General features: G+C 57.4%; 29 protein-coding genes and 1 riboswitch. Of the genes, 19 read left to right on the plus strand and 10 right to left on the minus strand.

Annotated elements, in window-relative coordinates; genetic code table 11:
- The first annotated feature begins 120 nt into the window (after positions 1–120).
- The 11 genes from ACR3E0_RS06115 (at position 121) to ACR3E0_RS06165 (ending at position 11,763) form a co-directional block, all read left to right on the plus strand.
- On the plus strand, positions 121–888 hold the full coding sequence (locus ACR3E0_RS06115) for an outer membrane protein (RefSeq protein ID WP_480477159.1): 768 nt from the start codon (positions 121–123) through the stop codon (positions 886–888).
- 138 nt (positions 889–1,026) lie between these two features.
- Positions 1,027–2,049 carry a PhoH family protein gene (locus ACR3E0_RS06120; RefSeq protein WP_480480959.1) on the plus strand — a complete coding sequence of 341 codons (1,023 nt, stop codon included), beginning with the start codon at positions 1,027–1,029 and terminating at the stop codon, positions 2,047–2,049.
- Positions 2,050–2,092: 43 nt separating this feature from the next.
- Positions 2,093–2,587, plus strand: coding sequence for an rRNA maturation RNase YbeY (gene ybeY / locus ACR3E0_RS06125; RefSeq protein ID WP_480477161.1), 495 nt, complete (start codon positions 2,093–2,095; stop codon positions 2,585–2,587).
- 36 nt (positions 2,588–2,623) lie between these two features.
- A complete protein-coding gene (locus tag ACR3E0_RS06130) occupies positions 2,624–3,511 on the plus strand; it encodes a hemolysin family protein (protein ID WP_480477163.1) in 888 nt (295 codons plus the stop codon).
- Positions 3,508–5,037 (plus strand): apolipoprotein N-acyltransferase, encoded by a 1,530-nt coding sequence (lnt, locus tag ACR3E0_RS06135; protein WP_480477165.1) that lies wholly within the window; start codon positions 3,508–3,510, stop codon positions 5,035–5,037. Before ACR3E0_RS06130 ends, lnt begins: the two co-directional genes overlap by 4 nt.
- Before the next feature lie 18 nt (positions 5,038–5,055).
- Positions 5,056–5,104: riboswitch (SAM-SAH riboswitch) on the plus strand.
- Positions 5,105–5,109: 5 nt separating this feature from the next.
- Positions 5,110–6,291: a methionine adenosyltransferase gene (gene metK / locus ACR3E0_RS06140; RefSeq protein ID WP_480477167.1), complete on the plus strand. Its 1,182-nt coding sequence runs from the start codon at positions 5,110–5,112 to the stop codon at positions 6,289–6,291.
- Between the two features lie 104 nt (positions 6,292–6,395).
- Positions 6,396–7,106 carry a tRNA (guanine(46)-N(7))-methyltransferase TrmB gene (gene trmB / locus ACR3E0_RS06145; RefSeq protein ID WP_480477169.1) on the plus strand — a complete coding sequence of 237 codons (711 nt, stop codon included), beginning with the start codon at positions 6,396–6,398 and terminating at the stop codon, positions 7,104–7,106.
- A 67-nt stretch (positions 7,107–7,173) separates the two neighbouring features.
- Positions 7,174–8,526 carry a 3-phosphoshikimate 1-carboxyvinyltransferase gene (aroA, locus tag ACR3E0_RS06150; RefSeq protein WP_480477171.1) on the plus strand — a complete coding sequence of 451 codons (1,353 nt, stop codon included), beginning with the start codon at positions 7,174–7,176 and terminating at the stop codon, positions 8,524–8,526.
- A gap of 5 nt (positions 8,527–8,531) precedes the next feature.
- Positions 8,532–9,158, plus strand: coding sequence for a (d)CMP kinase (locus ACR3E0_RS06155; protein ID WP_480477173.1), 627 nt, complete (start codon positions 8,532–8,534; stop codon positions 9,156–9,158).
- 91 nt (positions 9,159–9,249) lie between these two features.
- On the plus strand, positions 9,250–9,765 hold the full coding sequence (locus ACR3E0_RS06160) for a type III secretion system chaperone (protein WP_480477175.1): 516 nt from the start codon (positions 9,250–9,252) through the stop codon (positions 9,763–9,765).
- Between the two features lie 312 nt (positions 9,766–10,077).
- Positions 10,078–11,763, plus strand: coding sequence for a tryptophan halogenase family protein (locus tag ACR3E0_RS06165; protein ID WP_480477177.1), 1,686 nt, complete (start codon positions 10,078–10,080; stop codon positions 11,761–11,763).
- 48 nt (positions 11,764–11,811) lie between these two features.
- Here the strand turns inward: ACR3E0_RS06165 and ACR3E0_RS06170 are convergent, their stop codons facing one another.
- The gene (locus tag ACR3E0_RS06170) at positions 11,812–12,270 is read right to left on the minus strand and encodes a hypothetical protein (protein WP_480477179.1); all 459 of its coding nucleotides are present in this window, start codon (positions 12,268–12,270) and stop codon (positions 11,812–11,814) included.
- A 296-nt stretch (positions 12,271–12,566) separates the two neighbouring features.
- Between ACR3E0_RS06170 and rpsA the strand changes: the two genes are divergently transcribed.
- The 7 genes from rpsA to ACR3E0_RS06205 all read left to right on the plus strand — a co-directional run bounded on the left by rpsA (position 12,567) and on the right by ACR3E0_RS06205 (position 18,179).
- Positions 12,567–14,243, plus strand: coding sequence for a 30S ribosomal protein S1 (rpsA, locus tag ACR3E0_RS06175; RefSeq protein ID WP_010438032.1), 1,677 nt, complete (start codon positions 12,567–12,569; stop codon positions 14,241–14,243).
- A 271-nt stretch (positions 14,244–14,514) separates the two neighbouring features.
- On the plus strand, positions 14,515–14,799 hold the full coding sequence (ihfB, locus tag ACR3E0_RS06180) for an integration host factor subunit beta (RefSeq protein WP_050603110.1): 285 nt from the start codon (positions 14,515–14,517) through the stop codon (positions 14,797–14,799).
- Positions 14,800–14,806: 7 nt separating this feature from the next.
- On the plus strand, positions 14,807–15,157 hold the full coding sequence (locus ACR3E0_RS06185) for a LapA family protein (RefSeq protein WP_480477182.1): 351 nt from the start codon (positions 14,807–14,809) through the stop codon (positions 15,155–15,157).
- Between the two features lie 9 nt (positions 15,158–15,166).
- On the plus strand, positions 15,167–15,808 hold the full coding sequence (locus tag ACR3E0_RS06190; protein ID WP_480477183.1) for a phosphoribosylanthranilate isomerase: 642 nt from the start codon (positions 15,167–15,169) through the stop codon (positions 15,806–15,808).
- 46 nt (positions 15,809–15,854) lie between these two features.
- Entirely contained in the window at positions 15,855–16,190 is a 336-nt protein-coding gene (locus tag ACR3E0_RS06195) for a hypothetical protein (RefSeq protein WP_480477185.1), read from the plus strand.
- 67 nt (positions 16,191–16,257) lie between these two features.
- Positions 16,258–17,505 (plus strand): tryptophan synthase subunit beta, encoded by a 1,248-nt coding sequence (trpB, locus tag ACR3E0_RS06200; protein ID WP_480477187.1) that lies wholly within the window; start codon positions 16,258–16,260, stop codon positions 17,503–17,505.
- 50 nt (positions 17,506–17,555) lie between these two features.
- Entirely contained in the window at positions 17,556–18,179 is a 624-nt protein-coding gene (locus ACR3E0_RS06205) for a class I SAM-dependent methyltransferase (protein WP_480477189.1), read from the plus strand.
- 29 nt (positions 18,180–18,208) lie between these two features.
- Here the strand turns inward: ACR3E0_RS06205 and hmuQ are convergent, their stop codons facing one another.
- The 8 genes from hmuQ to ACR3E0_RS06245 all read right to left on the minus strand — a co-directional run bounded on the left by hmuQ (position 18,209) and on the right by ACR3E0_RS06245 (position 24,635).
- A complete protein-coding gene (gene hmuQ / locus ACR3E0_RS06210; RefSeq protein WP_480477191.1) occupies positions 18,209–18,529 on the minus strand; it encodes a heme-degrading protein HmuQ in 321 nt (106 codons plus the stop codon).
- Positions 18,530–18,615: 86 nt separating this feature from the next.
- Positions 18,616–18,993 carry a DUF2237 family protein gene (locus tag ACR3E0_RS06215; RefSeq protein WP_480477193.1) on the minus strand — a complete coding sequence of 126 codons (378 nt, stop codon included), beginning with the start codon at positions 18,991–18,993 and terminating at the stop codon, positions 18,616–18,618.
- 9 nt (positions 18,994–19,002) lie between these two features.
- Entirely contained in the window at positions 19,003–20,166 is a 1,164-nt protein-coding gene (locus tag ACR3E0_RS06220; RefSeq protein ID WP_480477195.1) for a serine hydrolase domain-containing protein, read from the minus strand.
- An 83-nt stretch (positions 20,167–20,249) separates the two neighbouring features.
- Entirely contained in the window at positions 20,250–20,933 is a 684-nt protein-coding gene (gene pth / locus ACR3E0_RS06225; RefSeq protein ID WP_480477197.1) for an aminoacyl-tRNA hydrolase, read from the minus strand.
- Between the two features lie 136 nt (positions 20,934–21,069).
- On the minus strand, positions 21,070–21,726 hold the full coding sequence (locus tag ACR3E0_RS06230) for a 50S ribosomal protein L25/general stress protein Ctc (protein ID WP_480477199.1): 657 nt from the start codon (positions 21,724–21,726) through the stop codon (positions 21,070–21,072).
- 247 nt (positions 21,727–21,973) lie between these two features.
- Positions 21,974–23,140 (minus strand): alpha-hydroxy acid oxidase, encoded by a 1,167-nt coding sequence (locus ACR3E0_RS06235; protein ID WP_480477201.1) that lies wholly within the window; start codon positions 23,138–23,140, stop codon positions 21,974–21,976.
- 135 nt (positions 23,141–23,275) lie between these two features.
- Complete coding sequence (gene trpA, locus ACR3E0_RS06240; protein WP_480477203.1) at positions 23,276–24,067, minus strand: tryptophan synthase subunit alpha; 792 nt, start codon at positions 24,065–24,067, stop codon at positions 23,276–23,278.
- Between the two features lie 79 nt (positions 24,068–24,146).
- Positions 24,147–24,635, minus strand: coding sequence for an acyloxyacyl hydrolase (locus ACR3E0_RS06245; protein ID WP_480477205.1), 489 nt, complete (start codon positions 24,633–24,635; stop codon positions 24,147–24,149).
- Between the two features lie 201 nt (positions 24,636–24,836).
- Here ACR3E0_RS06245 and ychF point away from each other — a divergent pair, with 201 nt between their 5' ends.
- A complete protein-coding gene (gene ychF / locus ACR3E0_RS06250; protein ID WP_480477207.1) occupies positions 24,837–25,934 on the plus strand; it encodes a redox-regulated ATPase YchF in 1,098 nt (365 codons plus the stop codon).
- A 136-nt stretch (positions 25,935–26,070) separates the two neighbouring features.
- Here the strand turns inward: ychF and ACR3E0_RS06255 are convergent, their stop codons facing one another.
- The gene (locus ACR3E0_RS06255; protein ID WP_480477209.1) at positions 26,071–26,946 is read right to left on the minus strand and encodes a hypothetical protein; all 876 of its coding nucleotides are present in this window, start codon (positions 26,944–26,946) and stop codon (positions 26,071–26,073) included.
- Between the last annotated feature and the right edge of the window lie 23 nt (positions 26,947–26,969).

The following is a 26,969-nucleotide window of genomic DNA, read 5'->3' on the forward strand; positions in this document are numbered from 1 at the left end:
TGATTTATCGCTTTGAACTATGTTCCGAGGAAAGCCACATTTTCCTGACGCAAGAATGCGCCAATGGAAAATTCAATCTGCGCTGATCCGGCCACTGGTTTGGGGCGAGGGAGGGTACGAGTGACGATCCTGACGCGAGTTTCACTGCCGAAGTTTTGGCGTGTATTGCCGGTAGCCTCTGTGGCGGCGTTTTTTTCAGCCGGCACAACCATAGCAGCAGATCTTGGCGGCACTGCATCCGACCCGGAGGTCATCAGTTCCAAACGGTTCGGCGACGATGTGCATGCGTTCTATCTTGGGGTCAGCGGCGGTTTCGGTGGCGGCGGAGATGATCGGTTCGGACTGAGAACGCCTTCGGGGACTTTCGAGATTGGAGAGCAGGACCTGACGGGGACATACGGCGGGATCAGGGGCGGATGGCGTGGCATACTGCCGGCAAGGGGTGGCCGGGACTTCGTTTATGGCTTTGAAATTTCGTATGATTTCGGCTCGCTTGACGACACTGTAACGGCACAATTTGGCACGGATATTGTTCAGGGCGGTACGAAGATTTCGGACGTTCTCGCGTTGCGCATTCGCAATGGCCTGACGAACCGCAGCGGTCGTATCCTGTATTTTGTCAGCCTTGGTTACGTCTGGGGTGACATAGAAACAACAAACAGCATCACTTCGGGATCAACGGTTCAGTCCTTTGAGAACTCGGATCGGCGGGGCGGCTTTTCGGCAAGTATCGGGGCGGAACACAAGCTGAATGAGGATTGGTCGATCACCGGCGAATACGAATATGTGCAGTTCGAATCCGAAAATGTCCGGTTCGGATCTGGGTTTTCCACCAAATCCACGCCTAACTACCGCGGATTGCGGTTTGGGTTGAACTACAAGTTCTAGTTTAGCGGCAATTGTTGCGCATTCGGTTGGCCTGTCGGCGGTTTTGTCTTCTGGTGCGGAAATTTTGAAACTGTGGCTTGCGCCCACCGAGTCTTGTTGTCTACGCTGAGGATGAAAACGCCAAGACAGGAGAACGGATTGGCCATCGGTGCCCTGACCCCACCGCAAGATGACATGCCCCAGCGCGAGGCGTTTGTTGAATTCCCCGACAACCGATTGTTGATTGATTTATGCGGCGAGTATGACCGCAATCTGGCCGAGATTGAGCAGAAGCTGTCTGTTCAGATCGTGCGCCGGGGAAATCAGCTTGTGGTTATGGGCGACGAGGAAGCGCAGAAACAGGCCCTGGAAGTTCTGCAGTCCCTCTACACGCGATTGGAAGGTGGGCGCGACGTTGAAGCGGCTGATGTGGATCGCGAACTGCGCATGGGAGGCTCGGAACAGGGGACGGGCAGCCGTGATGGCGACCAGCTTGAGATGTTCAAGGGCGGGACGGTCGAAATCAAAACCCGCAAGAAACTGGTCGAACCGCGTACGGATGCCCAAAAGGCCTATGTCCAATCGCTGTTCAGCAATGAACTTGCCTTTGGCATTGGGCCCGCAGGTACCGGGAAAACCTATCTGGCGGTTGCCGTCGGCGTGTCGATGTTTATCGGCGGCCATGTGGACCGGATCATCCTGAGCCGCCCGGCTGTCGAGGCCGGTGAAAAGCTGGGTTATCTTCCGGGTGACATGAAGGACAAAGTGGATCCTTACATGCAGCCATTGTATGACGCACTGAACGATTTTCTGCCGGGCAAGCAACTCGCCAAACTGATCGAGGAAAAGCGGATCGAAATTGCGCCGCTGGCATTCATGCGCGGCCGGACCCTATCGAACGCCTTTGTGGTCCTTGATGAGGCGCAGAATGCCACCACCATGCAGATGAAGATGTTCCTGACCCGACTTGGCGAAGGCAGCCGCATGGTCATCACCGGTGACAGGTCTCAGGTTGATCTGCCGCGCGGTGTTCAGTCGGGGCTGGCGGATGCAGAACGGCTGCTGAAGACGATTCCAAATATCAGCTTCAACTATTTCACGTCGAAGGATGTTGTGCGTCACCCGCTTGTTGCGGCCATTATCGAGGCATATGAGGCTGAAGCGGGCCGTGAAGCGGGGTGATCTCAGGGTCTGCGCCCGTTGTTAGGCCGCCGAAAGTGTCGAAATGAATCTGGAAGTCACTGTCGAGGACTCGCGTTGGCAGAACCTTGAGGATCTGTCCCGGAGGGCGATTCGCGCAGTGCTCTCCCACCTGGGGCTGGACCCGGAAATCTGCGAAATCAGCGTGTTGGGGTGCGACGACGAACGTATCTCCGAGTTGAATACCGAGTTTCGGAAAAAACCAACGCCAACAAATGTGCTGAGTTGGCCGGGCACAGATCTGAGTGTGGATGAACCCGGACAGGTACCGGCATGCCCGCAACCGGATTTCACCGGCGAAATCATGCTGGGTGACATCGCAGTTGCGTATGAAACGTGCAGGCGCGAGGCTGCTGAGGCCGGGAAATCCATGGATGATCACGTGACACACTTGATCGTTCACGGAACCTTGCATTTGCTGGGCTATGATCACATTCGTGACCCGGACGCCACTTTGATGGAGGCGGTTGAGGTCGAGATACTTGGCAAAATGGGTATCGATGACCCATATAATACGTGACGTGGGTTATGTGACCCGATCAATTGGAACAGGATAATGGGCGATATAGACGGCAGTTCTAGGGCGGCGCACAGCGCGCAACCACAGAACAGCGGCAACGACATCGAAGAAAAAGGCGGCTTTTTTTCGCGGATTTTTGATGCTTTCTCCGGACCGGACGAAGTAAAGGAACATTCGGTTAACGGGCATGAGGCGGTTGCTGTACAGCCCCGTGGCATGATCAACCTGCGCCGTATGCGGGTTGAGGATGTGGCGATCCCGACCGCAGAGATCATCTCGGTTCCGTCCACCATCTCCAAAGAGGAACTGGCTCAGGTGTTCCGCGACAGCGGACTGTCCCGGGTTCCGGTCTACGAGGGCACGCTGGACACGCCTCTGGGTTTTGTGCATCTCAAGGATTTCGCCTTGACCCACGGTTTCAACGGTGGTTCGGACGAGTTCGACCTTAAATCGATGCTGCGTACATTGCTGTTTGTGCCGCCGTCGATGCCGATTGGCGTACTGCTGACAAAGATGCAGACGGAACGGCGTCACATGGCGCTGGTCATTGATGAGTATGGCGGCGTTGACGGGTTACTCACGATCGAAGACCTGATTGAGCAGGTCGTGGGCGAGATCGCCGATGAACATGATGCCGACGAAGACCAGCTTTGGATTCAGGAGAAACCTGGATGCTACGTGGTTCAGGCTCGTGTTCTTCTGGAAGACTTCGAAGCTGAGATCGGTCGGTCTTTGACCAGTCACAAGGATGTTGACGACGAGGACATCGATACGCTTGGAGGCCTGGTCTTCATGCTGTCGGGGCGTGTTCCCACGCGCGGCGAAGTTGTTCTGCATCCCGAGGGTCCGGAGTTCGAAGTGATCGATGCCGACCCGCGCCGCATCAAGAGACTGCGCGTCATGTTGCCGGATATTGCTGCATGAACCCTGCCCGGGGTTGGCCTGTTTGGGTGAGGCTTGCACTGGCGGCAGGGTTGGGTGCGCTGGGGGCGTATGGACTTGCACCATTTGGGTATTGGCAGGCGACCCTGGTCGCGCTGATCCTGATCGCGCCACTTTTTCTTGCCAGCGAGACCCGCGCCCGAGCGGCGTGGCTCGGATGGGTGTTCGCGACCGGCTATTTCGCGCACGCGCTGAACTGGATCCTGGAGCCGTTTCAGGTTGATGCCGCACGACATGCCTGGATGGCGCCTTTCGCTCTGGTGTTTATGGCGGGCGGGCTGGCTCTGTTTTGGGCGTTCGCTTTCTGGATATCTCGGCAGTTGGCTGCGACGGCCTTGCGTCAGGGTATTTTGTTGGCGCTGGCGCTCTCGATTGTTGAATTCGGGCGGGGGTATTTGTTCACCGGTTTTCCATGGGCCGGCGTGGCACAAGTCTGGGTGGATACGCCGGTCGCTCAGCTTTTGTCTTTGTTGGGACCATATGGTCTTGGGGCGCTGACGTTTGCAGCGCCGCTTCTCATCGGTGCCGCTCTCTCGGAACACATTTCACTGCGCCGTCTTACCGGACCTTGTGTCTTTGCCATTGGATGTGGAGCGTTGGCTCTCTCCTACGCTGCGATGCGGCCTGCTGTTCACGACACTCAAAATACCGTTCGTTTGGTGCAACCCAACGCGCCTCAACACCAGAAATGGGACCCGGACTACGCACCGCTGTTCTTTGCACGGCAGTTGGAATTCACGGCTGCGAATCCCCGGCCCGATCTGATCATCTGGCCGGAAACCGCCGTGCCGGCCTGGTTGGGCAATGCGCAACCCTACCTGACCGCAGTCACAGAGGCAGCGCAAGGCACGCCGGTCATTCTGGGCATTCAGCGCAGTGAAGGGCCGCGCATCTACAACTCGATGATCGTGCTGGGTGAAGACGGTCGTCAACAGGGCCTGTATGACAAACATCATCTGGCTCCGTTTGGCGAATATGTTCCGTTCGGCGACCTGATGGCGCGTTTCGGTATCCACGGTCTTGCAGCGACGACGGGCAATGGTTTCAGCGCAGGACCCGGTCCCCGACTTCTGGACACGGGAAAACTTGGTAGCGCCTTGCCACTGATCTGTTACGAGGCTGTTTTTTCCCAAGATGTTCTGGGTGCGCCCGGTCGGGCGGATTATTTGCTGCAGATCACCAATGACGCATGGTTCGGCACGCGTTCGGGGCCGTATCAGCATCTGGCACAGGCGCAAATGCGTGCCATCGAGCAAGGCCTGCCCATGATGCGGTCGGCAAACACCGGTGTCTCGGCAATGATCGATCCGCTGGGGCGGATTACGGCGTCACTCCCTTTGGGGCAGGCGGGGTATGTTGACGCCACTCTGCCGAAACCGCAGGCGCCGACGTTTTATTCACGCATGGGCGATAATCCGATCCTGATCCTGCTATTGGTGATGTTCGCGGTGTTCTGGCGCAACGCCCGGAAAGGTCAGCGCCGATTTCCGATTGACCCTGCCCCCTAAGGCGCGTATCCCGACCGTCGCCTGTCACAACGGCTTCCTGGCGTGGCAGAGAAATCTCAATGGAGCACTTTTATGTCCCGACAGAACTACACATTCACTTCGGAATCCGTTTCCGAAGGACACCCCGACAAGGTCTGCGACCGTATTTCCGACGCTGTCCTTGACGCCCTTCTGAGCGAAGAACCCGAAGCCCGCGTCGCGTGTGAAACCTTTGCCACAACAGACCGTGTGGTCATCGGTGGCGAAGTGGGTCTGTCGGATCAGGATAAACTGCATGACTATATGGGCCGCATCGATCAGATTGCGCGCGCCTGTATCAAGGATATCGGGTACGAGCAGGACAAGTTTCATCATGGCACGGTCGAGGTGACCAACCTGCTGCACGAACAGTCGGCCCATATCGCGCAAGGTGTTGATGCCGCTCACAACAAGGACGAAGGTGCCGGTGATCAGGGCATCATGTTCGGCTACGCGACCACCGAAACGCCGGCATTGATGCCTGCGCCGATTCAGTATTCCCACGCAATTCTGCGCCGTTTGGCCGAGGTCCGTAAGAATGGAACCGAGCCTGCGCTGGGTCCGGATGCGAAATCGCAATTGTCGGTGATTTATCGCGATGGCAAGCCGGTTGGCGTCAGTTCGGTCGTGTTGTCGACCCAACATCTGGACGAGGCTCTGACTTCGGACGATATCCGCGAGATTGTCGAGCCATACATTCGCGAAACGCTGCCGAACGGCTGGCTGACGGCTGAGACCGAGTGGCATGTGAACCCGACCGGCAAGTTCGTGATCGGCGGACCCGATGGTGACGCTGGACTGACCGGACGCAAGATCATAGTTGATACCTATGGCGGCGCAGCGCCCCATGGAGGCGGCGCCTTCTCGGGCAAAGACCCAACCAAGGTGGACCGCTCGGCTGCATATGCCGCTCGCTATCTGGCCAAAAACGTTGTTGCAGCCGGAATGGCAGAACGTTGCACCATTCAGCTGAGCTATGCGATCGGAGTGTCCAAGCCTCTGTCGATCTACGCTGACACGCATGGCACGGGGCAGCTTCCTGACGCGCAGATCGAAAAAGCCGTCGGGCAGGTGATGGACCTGACGCCGCGTGGTATCCGCCAGCAACTTGAGCTGAACAAACCCATTTATCAGCGTACCGCTGCTTATGGACATTTCGGACGCGAGCCGGATGCTGATGGCGGCTTCAGTTGGGAACGGACCGATCTGGTCGACGCACTGAAGCAAGCGCTCTGATACCGACCAAGTAAAAACGCGCCGGTTTCGGCGCGTTTTTTGCATTGCATCGGATAGGCGGGCGCCCCTTGCAACGCCTTGGACGGCGCAGTATGGCCAGCGCCATGAGCACCAAGACCCCACAACGCCCACGCAGAAACTTCTACGGCCGCCTCAAGGGAAAGACCCTCAAGCAAAGCCAAAAGACCTATCTGAGTGAAGATCTCGATGCCTTGTCTCCGGGCGCAGTGGATTGGGAATCCAACCCCGAGCGGCACCCGCTGAACCTGACGGCCTTGTTCGGCGGCAAGGATGTCTGGCTTGAGATTGGTTTCGGCGGTGGCGAGCATCTGGTGCATCAGGCGGCGCGCAACCCGAATATCGGTATCATAGGGGCCGAGCCCTACATCAACGGCGTCGCAATGTTGCTGGGAAAAATCCGCCGCGCCGGCGTTCACAACCTCGCCGTGCATCCCGGCGACGCGCGCGATTTGTTTGATGTGTTGCCCGATGCCAGCATCTCGCGGGCGTTCTTGCTGTATCCGGACCCCTGGCCGAAAACGCGGCACCACCGCCGCCGTTTTGTGACACCCGAACATCTGGAGCCGCTGGCTAGCGTGCTGAAACCCGGCGCGATCTTCCGCGTCGCGACCGATATTCCCGACTATGTCCGGCAAACACTGGAAGAGGTCCCGCGTGCAGGGTTTGAATGGTTGGCCGAGCGCCCCACCGATTGGCGCGAGCCCTGGGATGACTGGATATCCACACGCTACGAACAGAAAGCCTTGCGCGAAGGCCGCACACCACATTACCTGACCTTCCGCCACAAGGGGTGATTGCGCTGGACCAAGCGGCGGCAATTCGCTAAGCGGCCTAGGACTGATAGCGCAAAAGGAGCCCTTAATGTCCGGACACGGCACGCCGATCCCGATGACTTCACATCCTTGTGGCCCGCTGACCGGAACAGCGGAGGTGCCCGGAGACAAGTCAATCTCGCACCGGTCGCTGATCCTGGGCGCCATGGCTGTTGGTGAGACAAGGATTTCGGGCCTTCTGGAGGGTGAGGACGTTCTGGACACTGCCAAGGCGATGCGCGCCTTCGGGGCCGAGGTAACCGATCACGGTGGTGGTGACTGGACCGTGCATGGCGTGGGTGTCGGCGGCTTTGCGGAACCCGATCAGGTGATCGATTGCGGTAATTCAGGGACCGGCGTGAGGTTGATCATGGGGGCTATGGCGACCTCTCCGATCACCGCGACCTTCACAGGCGATGCCAGTCTGAACAAGCGCCCGATGGCACGCGTCACGGACCCTTTGTCATTATTTGGAACGCAGTCCGTTGGACGGTCAGAAGGACGACTGCCGATGACCATCGTGGGGGCTGCCGAACCTGTGCCTGTGCGATACGAAGTCCCGGTTCCGTCCGCACAGGTGAAATCCGCCGTATTGCTGGCGGGCCTGAATGCGCCGGGCAAAACCGTGGTGATTGAAAAAGAGGCCACCCGAGACCATTCAGAGCGCATGCTGGCCGGGTTTGGCACAGAGATTACTGTTGAAGACACCGACGAGGGACGTGTTATCACCTTGACCGGTCGTCCTGAATTGAAACCGCAGATCATCGCCGTTCCCCGCGATCCGTCCAGTGCGGCGTTTCCGGTTTGTGCAGCCCTGATCGCGCCGGGATCGGACGTTCTGGTCCCCGGCATCGGCTTGAACCCGACCCGCGCCGGCCTGTTCACCACGTTGCGTGAGATGGGCGCCGATCTGACCTATGAAAACGAGCGTGAAGAAGGTGGTGAGCCGGTGGCCGATCTGCGCGCGCGGTATTCGCCGGACATGCAGGGCATCACGGTTCCGCCGGAACGCGCGGCGTCGATGATCGATGAATATCCGGTCCTGTCCGTGGTCGCAGCAAACGCAAAGGGGACCACGATGATGGGCGGCGTCAAAGAACTGCGTGTCAAGGAAAGTGACCGGATCGACGCGATGGCGCGCGGTCTGAGGGCCAACGGGATCACTGTTGAAGAAGGCGACGATTGGTGGTCCGTGGATGGGCTCGGGATCGGAGCCGTTCCGGGTGGCGGTATCTGCGAGAGCTTTCTGGATCACCGCATTGCCATGTCCTTCATGATCCTCGGGATGGGTGCGCAGAAACCGGTGACTGTGGATGATGCCGGGCCAATCGCCACGTCTTTCCCGATTTTTGAGCCTTTGATGGCGCGGCTTGGCGCACAGTTGGTTCGCAACAATCGGTAACCCTGATGGCAACAACCAGCTTCACAGTGGCGATCGACGGTCCGGCGGCGGCGGGGAAAGGAACAATCTCCAAGGGTATCGCCGCGCATTTCGGGTTTGCCCATCTGGATACCGGGCTGCTCTACCGCGCGGTTGGCCGTGAAACGCTGAACGGGGTCGATGCTGTTTCAGCGGCGCATGCGCTAACGGCTGAGGCGTTAGACCATGGCGATCTGCGCACTGCCGACATTGCGCAAGCCGCCTCCAAGGTCGCAGTCATTCCCGAAGTGCGATCCGCTTTGGTCGATTTTCAGCGCGCCTTTGCCAGGCGGGCTGGCGGTGCGGTTCTGGACGGCCGGGATATCGGAACGGTGATTTGCCCTGCGGCTGAAGTGAAACTGTTCGTTACCGCAAGCCCAGAGGTGCGGGCGGAACGGCGTTTTCTGGAGCTTGATGCAAAAGGCGCTGACGTCACCCGGGCGCAGGTTCTGGCCGATGTGCGCGAACGCGATGCGCGCGATGCGGAACGCAGCGCGGCTCCGATGAAACCGGCGGAGGATGCGGTTCTGTTGGATACCTCTGACTTGTCGATCGAAGAGGCCCTTGGCAAGGCGATCGCCTTGATCTCGAAACGGCGACCCACCGTCTCGTAACGCCACATCGGAAATATTGTTCACCAGGCTTTGTTTGGTCTGTGTCCTGCTACGCACCTATTGTTGAGTCATAATCTGCAGGAGAACGATTATGATCCGCCTTGCCCTTGCGCTGATGTTGTTGGCCGGAAGCCTTGCCGCCCAAGAGGCTGAGCCACCGATGGACTACGAAAGGCTGGGCAAGATCCTGTTTGCCCTCGACCCCGAGACGCAGCCGAACGGGCCGGGTTTTGAGCTGACGGTCTCGGACGTGCCGGTTCTGGTCATAGTGGATGCCAATACTGACCGGATGCGCGCGATGGTGGCGATCCGTGGTGCCGATGAACTCACAGACGACGACCTGCGCCGTATGTTGCAGGCCAATTTCGACACGGCGTTGGATGCCCGCTACGCGATTGCCAATGGCACCGTTTGGGCGACCTTTATTCACCCCCTTTCATCTTTGGACAAAGATCAACTGATTTCTGGCCTGGCGCAGACGGTCAACATCGCCGAAACCTACGGCACATCCTATACCGGCGGTGCGATTCAATTTGGTGGGGGTGACAGCGATGACTTGCAGCGGCAATTGATCGAAGATCTTCTGAAAAAAGGCGAGGAAATCTAACCCGCCCCTTGAGTTCTGTACTTGTCAGCGCATCCCCCTCCGTTCGCAAAAGCTCCCATGTCGATCAAGATATGTGGAGGAATTTACTTCGAACACCGCGCGGTCCCCGTTGTGTGACCCGGATGCGGAAGATCGAGTCATCTGAGTCGAAGGATCAGATTGAGACTTATTCAAATTTGTCAAGGGTATAGATTGACGCAGCAAAGCTGCTATAGTCCCCGGCACGCCAGAGAGGGAAGGCTGCTTCAAAAGCCCGAAAACAAAAAGGGCAGGCAGCTACAAAATCCCCCCAGCCAACAGGGACATAAGAAAATGAATAATCGTTTGCGCAAGATCACCATCGTGGGTGGTGGTACGGCAGGTTGGATGACCGCGCTGATCCTGGACATGGTGTTTTCGCGCACCTCAGGGCCCAATGACCGCCCGAGTATCTGTCTGATCGAAAGCCCCAATATCTCAACCGTGGGCGTCGGCGAGGCCACGGTTCCACGCATGCCGGTCACGCTGCGCCAGGCGGGCATTTCGGAGCGGGACTTTTTTCGCGAGACAAACGCGTCATTCAAACTGGGCGTAAAGTTCTGCAACTGGAACAAGGACGCCAAGGGTAAGCGCATTGACTATGTGAACCCCTTTGCCCATGGCCAGATGCTGGAGGGCTTGGAGTCTGCCGAGTATTTCTTGCGCTTTGGAAATGGGGATCGGGATTTCACGCAATCCATATCGCCGCACGACGATCTGGCCCGCCTGTGCAAGGGCGCGCGGCCTTTGGGTCAGCCCGAATTTGAGCAGCGCTTTGGGTATGCGTATCATCTGGACGCGGTGAAGTTTGCGGGCATGCTCACCAAGGTCTGCACTAAGCGCGGTGTGGAGCATATCCAGGACGAAGTGCAATCTGTTGAACTGGACGAGCAGGGCAATGTCAGCCATCTGATGTTGGAACGCAATGGCCGCCACGACATCGAGATGGTTGTGGATTGCACCGGGTTTCGCGGGTTGATTATCAACCAGGCGCTTGGCGAGCCGTTTATGGACTATTCGGAATATCTGCCAAATGACCGGGCCATGGCGTTGCAGATCGAGCATCCCAATCCCAGGAAGATCGAAAGCGTCACCCGGTCTACCGCACTTGGCGCAGGTTGGACGTGGCGTGTGCCGCTCTACAATCGTGTGGGCACGGGCTATGTGTTCTCATCCGCGCATCGCACGGATGACCAGGCTGCAGATGAATATCTCGAATGGCTGGGGGACAGCGGCAAGGGTGCGACGCCGCGTGTGATCCCGATGCGCATCGGGCGCGTGCGCAATGCCTGGGTCAAGAACTGTGTGGCGATTGGTCTGTCCGGCGGGTTTATCGAGCCGCTGGAGAGTACGGCGATCCATATGATTGATCATGCCATACGCTGGTTCGCTGAACACTTGCCCACGCGAGACATCGAGCCGTCACTGCGCGCAAGATATAACCGGCAGATGAACAAGCTCTATGACGAGGTTCTGGACTTTATCTGTCTGCACTATCGATTGGGCAACCGCACGGATGACCAATACTGGATCGATGCCCGCACTGAGATGAAGATACCAGATCGGCTGGCCGAGAACCTGGAATTATGGCAGCACCGCCTGCCGATGGAACATGATATCGAGTTCGCGACGCTGTTCAATTTCCGCGTTTATCAGACGGTTCTTTTGGGCAAGCAGGTCTATGATACGGGCTATGGTGCGGGCATCCGAGATCGACTGCGGCCGCTGAAGAAAGCGATTTGGTTTCAGTGGTGGAAGGGCGCGAAAGTGGACCTTGCCCAGATACTCAAAACGATGCCGGATCACAAAACGCTGCTGCGCGATATCCGAGGCGAGTTGAAGCAGCCAACCTTTGCCATGGCGGCACCGACGAAACCGACAGTGGCAATGCCGGGTGTCGCACCGGAACCCGTTGTGATCCAGAACATGCCAAACCTTGCCGAAATCCAAAGCGGCAAAAAGGATCTGCAACTGTTCTAGAAACTCCTTGCACTCTCCGCTGAGGGCGGGGGTGGTAAATCTCTGCCTTCAGGTGGGCACGGGCTCAGGTGTTCTGTCTCCAAGCAGGTATCGGATGACATCGATATAGTCGAAGATCAAAGAGATCGTGATGATCAGCAATATGGCGCGAATGATCCATGTCGGCAGAACCGGCAGGTCTGCACGTGTTTGCTGCCGCCAGAGGTAGATCGCCACCGGTGTCCAGAACACCACATGCCCCAGCCCCATAAGACGCACGTATCCCAGTTGGCTGAAAATCACTAATACCCCCGCCGCGCCCAGAACGCTGCCAGCCAGCGTAATGACCGAGACCAGCCGGGTTTGACGCCAGACCAACAGGGTGACGGGTAGAATGAATGCCCCGAACCCCAAAACATTCAGCCAGATCTGAAGCCATTGCGGTTGCTGCGCGACAATGAGATTAAAGTCTTCCATGTTTGTCGATAGCTCCGGTTGCAGCGGGTTTCCGGATTGCTGATCGGACATGTTCACGAAAACCAGCAATGCGCGGAAACAAGAAGAACAGGTCAATACTCGTTTGGCAATATCAGGCGACCCGGCTGCCAGATTGTGCTTTCGGGTTGCGGGAACTTCGCCGAGCCGCTATAGAGCGCGCGTCGACAAGGCGATTTGAGCCATAAAACAATGAGACGAGCAGGGTCGGAACCAACCGGCCCTCTTTGTTTTGTGGCAGCAATGCCAAATCGTCTGACCAACCCACAAGACCGGCGGAGACAACCGCTCGGCCAGCAAAAACGTACTGTAAAGGAAAACAACGCCACATGGCTAACGCATCCATGGAGGAATTCGAAGCCCTCCTGAACGAAAGCTTCGAAATGGACACACCCGAAGAGGGGTCTGTTGTCAAAGGTAAGGTTCTGGCGATAGAAGCCGGCCAAGCCATCATCGACGTCGGCTACAAAATGGAAGGCCGCGTTGATCTGAAAGAATTCGCAAATCCCGGCGAAGCCCCTGAAATCGCTGTAGGTGACGAGGTCGAAGTTTATCTGCGCGCCGCAGAAAACGCCCGTGGCGAAGCCGTCATCTCGCGCGAGATGGCCCGCCGTGAAGAGGCATGGGACCGTCTGGAAAAAGCATATGCCGACGACCAGCGCGTCGAAGGTGCAATCTTCGGTCGCGTCAAAGGTGGCTTCACCGTCGATCTGGGTGGCGCAGTTGCGTTCCTGCCCGGCTCGCAGGTTGACGTGCGCCCCGTGCGCGACGCTGGCCCGCTGATGGGTCTGAAGCAGCCGTTCCAGATTCTGAAAATGGACCGCCGTCGTGGCAACATCGTTGTGTCGCGTCGCGCCATCCTGGAAGAATCGCGTGCCGAACAGCGTGCCGAAGTCATCGGCAACCTGTCCGAAGGTCAGACCGTCGAGGGTGTTGTCAAGAACATCACCGAATACGGTGCATTTGTTGACCTGGGTGGCGTTGACGGCCTGCTGCACGTCACCGACATGGCATGGCGCCGTGTGAACCACCCATCCGAGATCCTGACGATCGGCGAAACCATCAAGGTTCAGGTCATCAAGATCAACAAAGAGACTCACCGCATCAGCCTGGGCATGAAGCAGCTGCAAGAAGATCCGTGGGATCTGGTTGCTGCGAAATACCCGCTGGGCTCGGTCCATCAGGGTCGCGTCACCAACATCACCGACTACGGCGCGTTCGTCGAGCTGGAAGCCGGTGTCGAAGGTCTGGTGCACGTGTCCGAGATGTCCTGGACCAAGAAAAACGTCCACCCCGGCAAGATCGTTTCGACCAGCCAGGAAGTTGACGTCATGGTTCTGGAAATCGACGGCGCCAAGCGTCGCGTATCTCTGGGCCTGAAGCAGACTCAGCGCAACCCATGGGAAGTGTTTGCAGAAACGCACCCCGAGGGCACCGAGGTCGAAGGCGAAGTCAAGAACATCACCGAATTCGGTCTGTTCATTGGCCTCGAAGGCGACATCGACGGCATGGTTCACCTGTCCGACCTGTCCTGGGACGAGCGTGGCGAGGATGCGATCCAGAACTACCGCAAAGGCGACATGGTTTCGGCTGTTGTCTCGGAAGTTGACGTTGAAAAAGAGCGTATTTCGCTGTCGATCAAAGCCCTGGGCGGTGACAAGTTCGCCGAAGCCGTGGGCGGCGTGAAGCGTGGCTCGATCGTGACCGTCGAAGTGACCGCGATCGAAGATGGCGGCATTGAGGTCGAGTACGAAGGTATGAAGTCGTTCATCCGTCGTTCGGACCTGTCGCGTGACCGTGCTGAGCAGCGCCCCGAGCGTTTCTCGGTCGGCGACAAGGTCGACGTCCGCGTCACCAATGTCGACAGCAAGACCCGTCGTCTGGGCCTGTCGATCAAGGCACGCGAGATCGCCGAAGAGAAAGAGGCCGTGGAACAGTACGGTTCCTCTGACTCGGGTGCATCGCTGGGCGATATCCTGGGTGCAGCGCTGAAATCTGGCGACTAAGCCCGGTCCGTATCCTGAACGAGAGTAACGGCCCCGCGCTTTTGCGCGGGGCCGTTTTTGTTGCGAATCAATGCGTTCTGATTCGTAGGCTTGTTTTGGCCGCCGTTCGCGCTTTGATTGTGGAAATGCGGGTCAGATGCAAAAAAATATGTGAGATTGCCACAAATTGAAGCCTCGGTGCCCAGAGTTTGCGTTCCACCGAACCGGGTTTTTTTCTATACTGTCCAAAACAGTAGACATGTCACACTGGCCGCCTGGGAGGGTATCACGCATGATCCGTTCAGAACTGATCCAAAAAATTGCAGACGAAAACCCGCATCTCTATCAGCGTGATGTTGAGCGGATTGTGAACACTGTATTTGAAGAAGTGACGGATGCCATGGCCCGTGGCGACCGCGTGGAACTGCGCGGGTTTGGGGCGTTCTCGGTCAAAAAACGCGACGCTCGCGTTGGCCGGAACCCGAGAACAGGTGAAACTGTTCAGGTCGAAGAAAAATGTGTTCCGTTTTTTAAAACTGGTAAGTTGCTCAGGGACCGATTGAACGGTAAAGCCTGACCTTATGATGCGCTATCTACGATATGCTTTTTTGGCGATCCTGGGGATCGTTCTGATTTCGGTATCACTGGCCAACGTCCAGTCAGTGGAATTGAAACTGATGCCGGACACCCTGGCCGAGCTTCTGGGCTTTAACCTGAGCACAACCCTGCCGCTGTTCCTGGTGGTTCTGGGCGGCGTTGTCGCCGGTCTGGTTATCGGGTTTCTCTGGGAGTGGTTGCGCGAGCACAAACATCGCCGCGACGCGACCGCGAAGAAAGGCGAAGTGCGCAAGCTTGAGCGCGAGGTCAAGAAGCTCAAGAAAAAGCAGAATGAAGGCAAAGACGAGGTTCTGGCCATTCTGGATGAGGCGGGCTAAACCGGCGCTATGCCTGAAGTAGCTGTCAAAATCTGCGGTCTGACCGCACCGGATCACGTGCGCGCTTCGGTGGATGCCGGTGCGCGGTATCTGGGATTTAACTTTTTCCCCAAATCGCCGCGCTACGTCTCGCCCGAGCAGGCGGCAGACTTGGCGGCCCATGTGCCGGAGGGCGTCGCCAAGGTGGCTTTGGTCGTGAATGCCACGAATGAGCTGCTCGACAGCATCACGCAGACCGCGCCATTCGACATGCTGCAATTGCATGGGGCCGAGACCATCGAACGCGTGCAAGAGGTCAAGGACCGGTATGGCTTGCCCGTGATGAAGGTGATTGGTGTTGCCGATGCCGAAGATCTGGCCGCGATTGATACCTACAGCGATGTCGCTGACCAGCTGCTGATCGATGCCAAAGCGCCGAAGAACGCGGTTTTGCCGGGCGGGAATGGTTTGGCGTTTGATTGGCGTTTGCTGGCCGGGCGCAAATACTGGCGAAAGCCCTGGATGCTGGCCGGCGGACTTAACCCAGGCAACGTGGCTGAAGCCATTCGTATGACAGGCGCGCGGCAGGTCGACGTGGCATCCGGTGTCGAAAGCGCGCCAGGGGTCAAAGACCCAGACCTGATCAAGGCCTTTATCAGCGCTGCCCGGTGATCTGAGCGTCTGTTGATTGCGTATCTCTTTTTGTGGAGGACGCAAAATGCTGGCAGCCATTGGCGGAGTTTCTATCAGACACTGGTACCATGTACCCGAGTTCTACTGGCGGGCGGGGCGGGCCTTGCGGCAGGCACAGGCAGACCCCGCATGTGGGCATGCCGAGGTGTTTCGGCATGACGGGCTCTATTTCTCACTGAGCGTCTGGCGCGACGCGGATGCGATGTTGGGTTATGCGCGATCCGGCCCGCATCGGGGCGTGATGCAGGCCGCGCATCGGCTGGCACATGTATACACTTTCCACCATTTTGAGTGCGATACGGTGCCTTCCACAGAACAAGCGGTGCGCGCGTGGACACAGAACACTCGCGCAGCGGAATGATGCGTTTTGCCATGGCAAAACGGCCCGGCACCACATATGAACATCGGGTACGACGAGGGAGACACCCATGGCCAACGATCTTTTCAATTCCTTCATGTCCGGCCCTGATGAGCGCGGCCGTTTTGGCATTTTCGGCGGGCGGTTTGTCAGCGAAACGCTGATGCCGCTGATCCTGTCGCTGGAAGAGGAATACAACAAAGCCAAGGATGATCCGACCTTCTGGGCCGAGATGGACGATCTGTGGGCCAACTATGTGGGCCGCCCCTCGCCGCTCTATTTCGCGGAGCGCCTGACCGAGCATCTGGGCGGCGCGAAAATCTACCTGAAACGTGATGAGCTTAACCATACCGGTGCCCACAAGATCAATAACGTGCTGGGTCAGATCATTCTGGCGCGCCGCATGGGCAAGACCCGGATCATTGCCGAAACCGGTGCAGGGCAGCACGGTGTTGCAACGGCGACCGTTTGCGCAAAGTTTGGCCTGAAATGTGTGGTTTACATGGGCGCGCATGACGTGCAGCGTCAGGCCCCGAATGTATTCCGCATGCGCCTGTTGGGGGCCGAAGTGATCCCGGTGACGTCGGGCAGAGGTACGCTGAAGGACGCAATGAACGATGCGCTGCGCGATTGGGTGACCAATGTGCGGGATACGTTCTACTGCATTGGCACCGTTGCCGGTCCGCACCCCTATCCGGCGATGGTGCGGGACTTCCAGTCGATCATCGGCAAGGAAGCCAAAGAACAGATGCACAAGGTCGAAGGTCGCCTGCCGGACACCCTCATTGCGGCCATCGGTGGCGGTTCGAATGCGATGGGTCTGTTCTACCCTTTCCTCGACGACAAAGAGGTCAACATCATTGGTGTCGAAGCCGGCGGCAAAGGCGTTAATGAAAAGATGGAGCACTGCGCCTCGCTGACTGGCGGTCGCCCGGGTGTCTTGCACGGCAACCGCACCTACCTGCTACAGGATGACGATGGTCAGATTCTCGAGGGCTATTCGATATCGGCTGGTCTGGACTATCCCGGCATCGGGCCCGAGCATTCCTGGCTGCATGAAATCGGTCGCGCTCAGTATGTCTCGATTACCGACAAGGAAGCGCTTGAGGCGTTCCAACTGTGTTGCGCGACGGAAGGTATCATTCCAGCGCTGGAACCCTGCCACGCTCTGGCGCATGTCATGAAGATTGCGCCGGACCTGCCCAGGGATCACATCATCTGCATGAATATGTGCGGGCGCGGGGACAAGGACGTTCAGACCGTTGCGAAGTATCTGAACTTCGACATGTCGGATACCGAAGGCCGCACGGCTGACTGATACTTGCCCGGGGCTTTGCGCCCCGGCCGTTTCATGTCACGGTGCGTGGCATGCAACATGCATCCAGTTCGGACAAGCTCGATCAAAAGTATGACACGGCCGCCCCCGGTTGGGCCGACAAGATGCGTTTGCTGGGGTATTTCGATGCCTATCTGGGATTTCTGTCGACGGCGTCTGCCGGGGGCCTTGGTCGCAACGGGTTGGACGTTGGCTGCGGCACTGGCGCTTTTGCTGAGGCGCGTGCCGTTATTCAAACCGAAGGCCAGGTCACTCTGATGGAGCCGGTCAAAAAAATGCTGCGGCAGGCCGAGAAAGCGCTGTCTCAAAGAGGTGTTGCTGCCAAAACAGTGCAATCAAGACTGGAAGACTATCAGACCGTTGAACCGCATGATTGCATTCTTGCGGCTCATATCCTGGAGCATTGCTCGGATCCGACCAATGCGCTGCGCTATATGCGCAGACTGGCCACGGCTGACGCCAAACTGTGGCTTGTCGTCAGCAAACCGCACTGGTGCAACGCCATTATCTGGTTCCAATGGCGTCACCGTTCGTACCGACCGCACAGAGTCGCCGAAATGCTCAGGGATTCGGGATGGGTTTTGGAAGCAGAACACAGCTTTCCAACCGGACCGCCATCACGCACGTCGCGCGGATACCTGGCCCGCGCTGCGTGACACCTGAACCGGTACGCCAAGAGGGTGGGTCAGCTTTGATGCAGAACCGTTTCGAAACCCTCAAATTGAGGTGGACCCATCAGGGCGGATTGTGTGCTGCTTTTCCCGGCATTCTTGTGCGCATCGCGGAATTGTTCGGATTTGGTCCAGGCTTCAAAATCTGCGCGACTGTCCCAGATGACATGGCTGGAGTACAGTCTATAGCCGTCGCCTTCCGGCCCTTTTAACAGGCGGAACTCTTGAAAACCCGGCAGCTCCTTTAAACGGCTTTCGCGGTCCTTCCAGACAGATTCGAAATCGGCTTCGCTGCCGGTAAGGACTTTAAACCGGTTCATAGCGATGAAACTCATGGTTTACCTCGTCAATGGTCGATGAGATGCTGGCAGAAGCGAACGCTGGCTGGCGGATATGCGTGCATTCTGTATATCAGACTGATTTAATCAGTCTTGGCGGCGTGTTGACGCAATATCTCGATCGGCGTGACGTCCAGCGCGCGCTCATGTGTGGCTTCCAGGTGAACCTTTGGCGCACATCCCTCATCATGGGCCTGAAAAAACCGGCTGGCGCACAGGCACCAGCTGTCACCGGGCTTGAGGCCGGGAAAATCGAATTCCGGTCTGGGTGTGCTCAGGTCATTGCCGACATATTTTGAGAAGGCCAGAAACTCTGCTGTCATCACCGCACAGACCGTGTGGCTGCCCTGGTCTTCGGGGCAGGTGTTACAGGCACCATCCCGGAAAAAGCCGGTTAACGGTTTGCGCGAACACGGCGCGAGCACGCCTCCCAAAACGTTGATGCTGTCTTGCTTTTGCATGGTGGCACCTTAAAGGTTTCGGGCGATTGTACGGAACACTTCCACGTTCCGAGCGTTGACTCCGGGCTCGCGGAATTGTCGGTCCGCGCCGGTGGTGACGATCAGGACGCCGCGCGCTTGGTCAAAGTAGATGTATTGTCCGTAAACGCCCCGGGCAAGAAACTCTCCATCCTCGGCACCAATCGGAATCCACCACTGATAACCATAGCCTGTTTCATCAGCGTCCGTCGGCGCGCTGGCATGGGTTGCCTCGGCGATCCAGTCCGCCGGTACCAGTTGCTGCCCGTCGTGAGTTCCGTTTTGCAGGATCATCTGTCCAAATCGCGCAAAGTCACGGGTTGTAAAGTTCAGGCCGCCCAGCACAAACGCCACTCCGGCACCGTCGGTGATATAGTACCCATCCCGCTCCAGGCCAAGCGGCTGTATTACCTTTTCGGTCATCAACTCTGAAACGCTGCGACCTGTCGCACCGCGGATCACCATGCCGACGACGTGGGTGTCAATTGAAACGTATTGCCAGGTTTCTCCGGGTGCCGTGAAACTGTCCTTGAGCGATGCTGCAAAATCGTCCAGTTCTCCACCCAGCGCCACCACACGACCCATCCGATTTATGTCGGAGTTATAGTCCAGATAGTCCTCATCGAACGTGACACCGCTGGCCATATTCAGGACATTTCGGATCGTCGCCGTCTTGTAGGCGCTGTCCTGCAGATCGGGCGCATATTGCACAACCGGATCGTCCAGAGACCCGATGGCACCTTCATCCATAAGAATACCCAGCAGGGCCGAGAGATAGCTTTTGGCAACGGACCAGGAAATCCGCCGGTCCTCGGCCGCGGTGCCCAGATAGTATTCCTCGAACCGAATCTGTCCATCTTGCATGACCAGCAATGAGGTAACCGATCGGTCCTCGATCCACGCGTCGGTGCCGTCCGGCAAATCGAATCCGGTGCCGTATGGCAACTCCCAGGTTGGTCCGTCGCCACGCGGCAGGTCCGTCGTCAGGAAAGCTTCATCCATATGAGAGAAATTGTGAACGATCTTATCTTGAGAAAAGAGTGAGTTCACCGCCATGAGGCGCTGTATCTCTTCGCGTTTCCACAGGCCGACGACGACAGCCGCCAGCACTAACGCCAAAACGATACGCAACACCCACTTGAACACTGTCCGCATCTGAATCCTCCCTCTTCGGGCCACATTGGAACGCGGGATGGTTCAATCCGCAATTGCTACGTTACGGAAGGTAAAGGCCTGAATCACCTGAATTTGTCCAAAAGTCGTTGCATCGCCGATCGTTCATCCGAGGTGGGTTCGGGCGACGGTTCGGGGACGGCGTCTGGCTTTTGGGCTGCGGGTGTTTTGGATGATCGCGGAGGTGCCGTGCGCAGGGCGACCGCGTTCATGAACTTGCCACCGTCCTCTTGTGCCAGATGTATTGCACCGTCCGATACCCCGCGCAGCACATTGTCCAGCCATTCGCCATCGGACTTCGCAAAATCGCTGAGCACATAGGGCGAGACCATTTCCCTGCGGCCGGGATGTCCGATGCCCAACCGGACCCGGTCATAGGCCGCCCCGATGTGGTCGTGAACCGAACGCAGCCCGTTGTGACCTGCGTGGCCGCCCCCAGCTTTGACTCGGACCTTTCCAGGGGCCAGATCCAGTTCGTCGTGAAAGACAGTGACATCTGTCGAGTCGAGCTTGTAGAACCGCATCGCTTCGCCCACCGACTGGCCAGAGCGGTTCATGAAGGTCATAGGCTTCAGCAGCAGAACCTTTTCGCCGCCGAGACGCCCCTCGGCGATGTCACCCTGGAACTTTGACCTCCATGGACCAAACCCGTGATCCCCGGCAATCCTGTCAACGGCCATGAAACCGATATTGTGCCGGTTTCGGGCATATTTTGGTCCGGGATTTCCCAACCCGACAAACAGCTTCATGACTCAGCCCTCACGTCGCGCTGACATTGCTTGCGTTGTCCCGTGCTTGCACGGTTTCACCGAGAAACGCCAGTCTCAAACAAAAAAAGAGGCCCCGAATGGAGCCTCGATTCTTCGCTTTCAGATGGTGAGGCGATTATTCTTCGGCTTCTTCGCCGATCACTTCGACTTCATCTGCGGCGACTTCTTCTGCTTCGCCTTCTTCCTCGTCATCCGAGGCCAATCCTGTCGGAGCGGAGATGTTCGCGATCACGAAATCCCGATCGATGGTTGGTTTGGTGCCAGCTGGAAGATCGACGGACGAAATGGTCGCAACGTCGTTGATTTCCATGCCGGTCAGATCAACGGTGATCTTCTCGGGAATATCGCCCGCCGTACAGACCAGCTCAACCTCGGGGCGGACAACTGTCAGAACGCCACCCTTCTTGATGCCCGGAGCTGCGTCTTCGTTGATGAACTCAACGGGAATGAACAGCGCGATTTTGGTGCTCCGACGCAGGCGCATCAGGTCCAGATGGGTCGGCAGGTCTTTAACGACATCACGCTGAACGTCGCGGCAGATGACGCGGACGTCTTCGTGGCCTTCGACCTTCAGGTTCCAAAGGGTCGACTTGAACCGGCCTGCTTTCAGGCGCTTGAACAACTCGTTGAACGGTATCTGAATCGGCAGCGGATCGTTGTCGCCACCAAATACAATGCCCGGAACCATGCCGTCGCGGCGTGCCTGACGAGCGGCGCCCTTGCCTGTCCCCGTCCGTTCCAGAGCTACGAGATCAGGAATCTCACCAGCCATGTTAATTCTCCAAAGTTAGGGCGGACATCCTCCAAGGCTGTATGCCCGCGTGAAGCCGCGTCCTTATCTCGATTCATTGGGTTTGGAAAGGGGTTTTTGCGGGATTGTCCTATTGCGAGGCTCTGCCTCGCGCTCCGAGGTATTTTTGGCCAGATGAACAGGGAATCCGGTTTTAAATGGCGGCAAGTCGCTCGGGGCAGACGCACATCGTGAAGCGGTGCAGAGATCCGATTCTTACAATTGCCAGTCAGTTTTGCCAACGCCCGCCAAAATCCTCGGGTATCAGCAGGTTGTGATGTCCCAGGTCGCTTACATTTCGCTCTCCGCACAGCGCCATGGTCGTGTCCAGTTCCTTTTGGATAACATCCAGTGCAGTGCTGACGCCTTTCTGGCCCATGGCACCCAACCCATAGACAAAGGCGCGGCCGATATAGGTGCCCTTTGCCCCCAGTGCCAGCGCTTTCAGAACGTCCTGGCCCGAGCGAATGCCGCTGTCGAAATGGACTTCGACATCACCCCCGACCGCATCCATGATCTCCGGCAGCATGCGGATCGAACTGAGGGCACCGTCCAACTGGCGGCCGCCATGATTGGACACAATAATGGCGTCGGCGCCCAGCTTGGCGGCCATTTTAGCGTCTTCGGCATCCAGTATGCCCTTGAGGATCACCTTGCCGCCCCATTGCTCCATCAGTTTCTCGACCTTGGTCCAGTCGAGGCTGGGATCGAATTGTTCGGCTGTCCAGGCCCCCAGTGACGAGGCATCCGAGATCCCTTCGACATGGCCGACAATATTGCCGAATTCGCGCCGCTTTGCGCCGAGCATCTCAATGCCCCATGCCCATTTGGTCATCAGGTTTGCGATGGTTTTAGCGGTCAGCTTGGGCGGGGCAGACAGTCCGTTTTTGAGGTCCTTGTGGCGCTGCCCCAGTATCTGAAGGTCCAGTGTGATCACGAGCGCTGAACAACCCGCATCCTTTGCGCGCTGAATCAGACGGCTGACGTAGTCGCTGTCCTTCATGGTATAGAGCTGGAACCAGAACGGCTTGTCAGTGTATTCCGCTACATCTTCGATCGAATTGATCGACATTGTGGACAGAGTGAAGGGCACCCCGAACTCTTCGGCGGCCTTTGCGGCCTTCATCTCGCCGTCTGCGTGTTGCATGCCCGTCAGGCCCACAGGGGCCAACGCAACCGGCATAGCCACCTCTTCACCGATCATGTGGGACGCTGTCGACCGGCCGTCCATGTCGACGGCGACCCGCTGACGGAGGCGGATCTTCTCAAAATCAGAGCTGTTCTCGCGAAAGGTTTGTTCTGTCCAGCTTCCGCTTTCTGCATAATCGTAGAACATGCGGGGGACGCGCCGCTCGTAAATCCGCCTCAGGTCTTCGATTGTCGTAATTACGGGCATTATCAGCGGCCTTGTTGGGTTAGATTGCGTCTTTGTACCCAATTAGCGCCTTGAATCGCAACGTAAACCCGGTCAAAATCTCAACCCGGTTGAACGTTGGCTGCGGTTGAAACGCTGCGAACCCGGTTCGCCCCACTAAGCCGAGTGGGCGCCGTCCGCCAGCGTTTTGACAAACTCCAGAATGTCGGCCACCGGCTTTCCTGCGCCGATCTGGCTGACGATTGCCGATCCCACAACGGCCCCGTCAGCAACGGTGGCGATAGCACGGGATTTTTCAGGCGTGTTGATGCCGAATCCAACGATGACCGGCAAATCTGTTGCAGCCTTGATGCGTGCAACTTCGGGGCCGACATTCGCGGCCTGGGCTTCGGCGGCACCGGTGATTCCTGTGATGGACACATAGTAGACGAAGCCAGAAGTATTCTGCAGAACGCGCGGCAGGCGTTTGTCGTCGGTGGTTGGTGTCGCCAGACGAATGAAGTTCAGGCCGGCTGCTTGGGCCGGCAGGCAGAGCTCATCATCTTCTTCGGGGGGCAGATCGACCACAATCAAACCGTCGATACCGGCCGCTTTGGCGTCGGCAAGGAACGTGTCGACACCGCGATTGTAGATCGGATTGTAGTATCCCATCAGCACGATCGGTGTCGTGTCATCGGCTTCCCGAAAGGCGCGGGCAAGATCCAGCGTGCGTTGCAGTGTCATGCCGCCATCCAGCGCCCGTTGCCCTGCGGCCTGAATGGTGGGGCCGTCAGCCATTGGGTCTGTAAACGGCAATCCCAGTTCGATCACATCAACCCCTGCGCCGGGCAGGCCTTTGACGACCTCAAGCGATGTGTCGTAGTCAGGGTCGCCTGCCATGATATAGGCCACAAAAGCCTTTTTCCCTTCCGCTTTCAGGGCGGCAAACTTGGCGTCGATACGGGTCATGGACTGTCCTTGCAATCAGGTTTCGACCTGATGTGCAGAAACTTTGCGTGAAAATCAATCCCGCCGCATCGAGAATGAGTCAGAAGCCCAGGTGATACCGAAGTAGGACCGCGTTTACCCCAGGGTTTTCCTCTTGGGTGCTGGCATTGGACTTGTGGGTGATCGCGACAGAGACCTTGTTCCCGCTATTCAACGTATAGCCGACGCCCAACAGGCTGCGGATTTGAAAGCTGCCACCCAGATCGTTCAGTTCGTTGGAGTTGTCATAGTATCCGGGCATAACGCTGCCTTCGACAAACCAGCGATCATTGAATGCATAGACTCCGACCAGGCCCGCACCGATATGCGTGTCGCCGTCCACATCCACGGAAAGCGCCGCCCCCCATGTCGCGCTGAACCGGGTCGCCTGATGAAACGGTCTGTGCTGGTATTCCAGTGAGAAAATGGCCTGATCCTCGGACTGACTGTCCGAGTAGTCGGCGTATCCCGCCCCGAAAATGATGGTTTGGGCCGGCGCGGTCGTTGCGATGCTGGTTGCCGCAGCGGCAATAAGAAGGTGTGTCTTCATATCAAATCAGTCAGTTGGTTGTTTAGGGTCGTTCGCTAAGTGGGGACAATAGGGCGCATTTTTCAACTCACGCAAGGACGCAATTCGGGAACAAAGCCGTGATGTGGCCAATCGGACTCTATTCGATGCGTTCCACCCAACCGCTTGCGCATCGACACGGACCTGCCTAGAAGCAGCCGCGAATGGTATCAGGAGGCCGTGATGGGCTTTAGAATGGGAATCGTGGGTCTGCCGAATGTCGGCAAGTCGACGCTCTTCAATGCGCTGACCAAGACCGCAGCCGCGCAGGCTGCGAATTTCCCGTTCTGTACCATCGAACCCAATGTGGGGGACGTGGCGGTTCCGGATGACCGACTGGACAGGTTGGCGGCGATTGCATCGTCCAAGCAGATCATTCCCACGCGAATGACCTTCGTCGATATCGCTGGTCTGGTAAAAGGCGCCTCAAAGGGTGAAGGGCTGGGCAACCAGTTTCTGGCCAATATTCGCGAGACCGACGCGATTGCCCATGTGCTGCGCTGTTTTGAAGACGGTGACGTGACCCATGTCGACGGTCGCGTTGATCCCGTGGCTGATGCCGACACGATTGAGACCGAGTTGATGCTGGCCGATCTGGAAAGCATCGAAAAGCGCCGCGCCAATCTGGTGCGCAAGCTGAAGGGCAATGACAAAGAGGCACAGCAACAGGATCGCCTGCTTGCCGAAGCGCAGGAAATGCTGGAAAACGGCAAGCCCGCGCGTCTAGTCGAAGTGTCCGCCGAAGATGCCAAGGCGTGGAAGATGCTGCAGCTGCTGACCACCAAACCAGTGCTCTATGTTTGCAACGTCTCCGAGGAAGAAGCCGCCGAAGGCAACGCATACTCCGCCAAAGTGGCGGAAATGGCTGCCGCTCAGGGCAACGCCCACGTCATCATCAGCGCCAAGATCGAGGAAGAGATCAGCCTGCTGGAGGATGACGAGGCCCAAATGTTCCTTGAGGAAATGGGCCTTGAAGAGCCCGGTCTGGATCGCCTCATCCGCGCGGGCTATGACCTGCTGAAACTGGAAACCTATTTCACCGTCGGCCCGAAAGAGGCCCGCGCCTGGACCATCCGCACCGGCACCGCCGCGCCGCAGGCCGCAGGTGTGATCCACGGTGATTTTGAAAAGGGCTTCATCCGCGCCGAGACCATCGCATATGACGACTATATCGCCGCCAAAGGTGAGCAGGGCGCGAAAGAGGCGGGCAAGATGCGGGCTGAGGGGAAAGGTTACATCGTCAAGGACGGCGATGTGATGCACTTTCTGTTCAACACATGAGCGCACTCGGATTGATGTGTTGAAAATGGAGATGAGAGCAGACTAAGTCCGCTTGGAGCCCTTACCGACTACCTTTCAAAAATTACTTTCTCAATATTTGTGTTTCACACTGCTACAGAGCGACTGTTCGATCTGGCTAGAAAGGAATTCCGGTCGACGGGCCAAAGATGAATGTTACGGTTCCGTCTGGATTTGTGACGGGAATGAACACCCATGTAGGTGCGGGAGCAGGAATCCTCGGATCATCCTCGCGATGGCGGCGCAACAGAGACTTTTGTTTTTGTCCGAAATAGACGCGAAGACCCAATGAAACAGCATGGTCTCCGCCTTCGAACGTTGCACCTTGCGCAAACGCCGAAACCGCAGAACGGCTTTGACTGGGCAAGGCCCACTCTGCACCATAGTTGAAGCTGTTTGTTCCAAAGCTGTAGCTTTGACCAATAAATAAATTCAGGTCGTCAATCGGATAGTAACTGATACGGATGTCATCAAAGAAATCGGTACTCATAAGGTCGCCATGTTGGGCACCGATAGTACCATCAATGGAAAAGCGGTCGAAATAGAGCGCGCCTTCAACACCGGCAATGTAGGATTGAAGTCCACCAAAGGAGTCGACATGGAGGACGTTGGCATAAGCGCCCAGAAGCCCACGGGACGGATCGCGCCAAAACAAGTGCGCGCCAAGCGAATACACGGGGATACTACCGAAGAGATCACTGTTGATCTCGGCAGCTACACCGTCAATCTGCAATCCGTACTGATGCCCAAGCGGTAACGAAAAAGACCCTTCCAGATAGTTCGCGTCGAAACCATCGGCAACTGTTCCCAAGGCCAGTTTCCCATTGAAGCCATCTACAGCTGGCAACGAACTATTGCTTGAGAAACCCTGATCCACAGAGCTAACTTGCCCGACTTCGTTGTCGGAGGAATTGGAACTCAAATCAACCGATTGCCCTTGCGCCAGAGAACCGCTCAAGAGAAAAATGAATACCGGGGTGATTATCTGTTTCATGTTTAGCAATTGAGGGCCCTGCA

The organism is Ruegeria sp. AJ12 (assembly GCF_056536245.1).